The organism is Sandarakinorhabdus cyanobacteriorum (genome assembly GCF_002251755.1).
GTDB classification, from domain to species: Bacteria; Pseudomonadota; Alphaproteobacteria; order Sphingomonadales; family Sphingomonadaceae; genus Sandarakinorhabdus; species Sandarakinorhabdus cyanobacteriorum.
This window is the reverse complement of sequence record NZ_NOXT01000016.1, coordinates 1-3,354: the sequence shown is the minus strand read 5'-3', so window position 1 is coordinate 3,354 and position 3,354 is coordinate 1. Positions and strand designations below refer to the sequence as shown.

Below are 3,354 nucleotides of genomic sequence, written 5' to 3'. Positions count from 1 at the left end.
AACGCCCTGACAGGAAGGCTCATGAATAAGGCGGGCTAAACTCGTTCGCAACGGGTGGCCCGCACGAAAAATGATGCGGAATCGGGTTTAACGGGGGACTGAAAACATGACGGAACGGACGATTGGCGGCCTTCGGGTCGCGATGCTGTTTGCTGCTGCATCGACAATGGCGCTGCCCACGATCGCGCACGCCAGCGCGGCGGTGCAGACCGTGAATACCACGTTGCTGAACAGCATCCGCAGCCAGGGCACGCCGCCGCCGCGCGCGTCGCGGGCCATTGCGATGGTGGGCATCGCCATGTTCGATGCTGTCAACGCGGCTTCCAATGGCGGCTATGATTCCTATCATTATGCCGGTGGCCCGGTCACCGGTGTGTCGCGTGATGGCCTGGCCATTGCTGCCGGTTACACGATGATGGGGCATTTGTTCCCCACCCTCACCGCCAGCCTGACGGTTGACATGAATGCCAAGCTGGACAGCCTGTCGCTGGGCGCCGGCCGCCGCGCCGCCACCGTGGCGCTGGGCAGCAGCATCGCCACCAGCTTCTTCAACGCCCGCGCCGGCGATGGATCGGCCACGGCCCAAGTGCCCTACACGCCGGGCAGCAACCCCGGTGATTTCCAGCCGACCCAGCCCAGCGCGCCGGTGCTGCCGCTGTGGGGCAGCGTCAGCACCTTCGCGGCCATGAACAGCAGCCAGTCCGGCAACGGCGCGCCCCTGGCGGTGGGTTCGGCGGAGTGGATCGCCGAGTACAACCAGGTCAAGGCGCTGGGCTGTGCCACCTGCGGCACGGCCGAACAGCAGCTCATTGCCCGCTTTTGGGCCGATGGCGGTGGCACCTTCACCCCGCCCGGCCATTGGGTGCAGATCGCCAACGGTTTCATGACGGGCCTGTCCACGCTGGAAGCGGCCCGGCTGTCGGCCTTTGTCGGCATGTCGGTCGCCGATGCCGGGATCACCGCCTGGCAGGACAAATACACCTATAACACCTGGCGCCCGGTCACGGCGATCAACAATTGCACCATGGCCACGTGCGGTGTGGATGGCGAACCGGGCTGGACACCGCTGCTGCCCACGCCGAACTTCCCGTCCTATGTGTCGGGCCATTCCAGCTTCTCGGGCGGGGCTGCCGGCGCGCTGGCGGCCTTCTTCAAGAACGACAATCTGGGCTTCTGCACCGGATCCGATCCGGCCTCCGCGGTGCCGGGTGAAACCCGCTGCTTCACAAGCTTCTCGGGCGCGGCAGCCGAGGCCGGCATCAGCCGCATTTATGGTGGCATCCATTACGAGGATGACAATGGCAAGGCCGTGAACAATGCCAAGAACCTGGGTGCCTATGTCGTGGACACCCAACTGAGCAAGGTCGGCGCCGTTCCGGAACCGTCGAGCTGGGCGATGCTGATCGCCGGCTTTGGCCTGGTGGGCGCGGTTGCACGCCGTCGTCGGGAGCGGGTGGTCGCAGCCTGACCGTCGCCGCCGTCACAACATGCCCGGCCCGGCGCAGCACCCTGCGCCGGGCCGTCTTTTTTGCGAGTGAAGTGCGACAGGTTTACGTTAACGTCAACTTGGCCCTTGACCCTGTGGGCGGCATCGGCCAAGTGCAGTGGCAATTCCAGTGCAACCTTGGGAAAGGCTGGCCATGAAGGTGCTTGTCCCCGTCAAACGGGTGGTTGATTACAACGTCAAGGTGCGGGTGAAGTCGGATCAGACCGGCGTCGAGCTCGCCAACATCAAGATGAGCATGAACCCCTTCGACGAAATCGCCGTCGAAGAGGCCATCCGCCTGAAGGAAAAGGGCATCGCCACGGAAGTGGTGGTGGTCTCGATCGGTGTGCAGCAGTGCACCGAAACGCTGCGCACCGCGCTGGCCATGGGCGCTGATCGCGGCATCCTGGTGCAGACCGACGTGACGACCGAATCGCTGGCCGTCGCCAAGGTGCTGGCCAAGATCGCCGCCGAGGAAGCCCCCGGCCTGATCATCCTGGGCAAGCAGGCGATTGACGATGACGCCAACCAGACGGGCCAGATGCTGGCCGGCCTGCTCGGCTGGGCGCAGGGCACCTTTGCCTCCAAGGTGGACCCGCAGGGCGACACGGTGAACGTGACCCGCGAAATCGATGGCGGCCTGGAAACCGTGGCGCTGAAGCTGCCGGCGATCGTGACGACGGATCTGCGTCTGAACGAGCCGCGCTATGCGTCGCTGCCCAACATCATGAAGGCGAAATCCAAGCCGATCGCCAACAAGACGCCGGCCGATTACGGCGTGGACATGACCCCGCGCCTCACCACCCTGAAGGTGACCGAGCCGGCCAAGCGCCAGGCGGGCATCAAGGTGAAGTCGGTGGATGAGCTGGTTGCGAAGCTGAAGGAAATGGGAGCCGTCGCATGAGCACGCTGGTTTTGGCTGAACATGACAACAGCGAACTGAAGGATGCCACCCTGGCGGCCGTCACGGCGGCTGGCCAGCTGGGCGGCGACGTGCATGTGCTGGTGGCTGGTTCCGGCTGCGGCGCGGTGGCCGATGCGGCGGCCAAGGTGGCCGGCGTGGCCAAGGTGCTGGTCGCAGACGACGCGGCCTATGGCGCCGCGCTGCCGGAAAATGTCGCGCCGCTCGTCGCTGGCCTGATGGCCGGTTATGATGCCTTCGTGGCGCCGGCGACCAGCCGCGGCAAGAATATCGCCCCGCGCGTGGCCGCCGCCCTGGATGTGGCGCAGATTTCCGAAATCCTGTCGGTGGAAGGGCCGGACACGTTCACCCGCCCGATCTATGCCGGCAACGCCATTGCCACCGTGAAGTCGGCCGATGCCAAGAAGGTGATCACCGTGCGCGGCACTGCCTTTGCCAAGGCTGCGACCTCGGGCGGCAGCGCTGCGGTGGAAGCCGTTGGCGGCGCCGGTGATGCCGGCACGTCGAGCTTTGTCGGCGCCGAGCTGACCAAGTCGGCCCGCCCCGAACTGACGGCGGCCAAGATCATCGTGTCGGGCGGCCGCGCGCTGGGCAGCTCCGAAAAGTTCCACGAATATATCGATCCGCTGGCCGACAAGCTGGGTGCCGCCGTCGGCGCCAGCCGCGCCGCCGTGGATGCCGGCTATGCCCCCAATGATTATCAGGTCGGCCAGACCGGCAAGATTGTCGCCCCGGAACTTTATGTGGCCGTGGGGATTTCGGGTGCGATCCAGCACCTTGCCGGCATGAAGGACAGCAAGATCATCGTCGCCATCAACAAGGACGAGGAAGCCCCGATCTTCCAGGTTGCCGATGTTGGCCTGGTGGGCGACCTGTTCACCGTGGTGCCGGAACTGGCTGGCAAGCTCTAACCCGCCTTATTCATGAGCCTTCCTGTCAGGGCGTT

At 65.4% G+C, this 3,354-nt stretch carries 2 protein-coding genes and 2 pseudogenes; all 4 read left to right on the top strand.

Translation table 11 applies throughout. The features are described from left to right. Positions 1 to 106: 106 nt before the first annotated feature. A pseudogene (locus CHU93_RS17640) lies at positions 107 to 1,285 on the top strand (vanadium-dependent haloperoxidase); the annotation flags it as partial. 81 nt (positions 1,286 to 1,366) lie between these two features. Beyond that, a pseudogene (locus tag CHU93_RS18195) lies at positions 1,367 to 1,468 on the top strand (PEPxxWA-CTERM sorting domain-containing protein); the annotation flags it as partial. 172 nt (positions 1,469 to 1,640) lie between these two features. Continuing rightward, the gene (locus CHU93_RS00265; protein ID WP_086115719.1) at positions 1,641 to 2,390 is read left to right on the top strand and encodes an electron transfer flavoprotein subunit beta/FixA family protein; all 750 of its coding nucleotides are present in this window, start codon (positions 1,641 to 1,643) and stop codon (positions 2,388 to 2,390) included. Beyond that, on the top strand, positions 2,387 to 3,319 hold the full coding sequence (locus CHU93_RS00260; protein WP_086115720.1) for an electron transfer flavoprotein subunit alpha/FixB family protein: 933 nt from the start codon (positions 2,387 to 2,389) through the stop codon (positions 3,317 to 3,319). Before CHU93_RS00265 ends, CHU93_RS00260 begins: the two co-directional genes overlap by 4 nt. Positions 3,320 to 3,354: the final 35 nt, after the last annotated feature.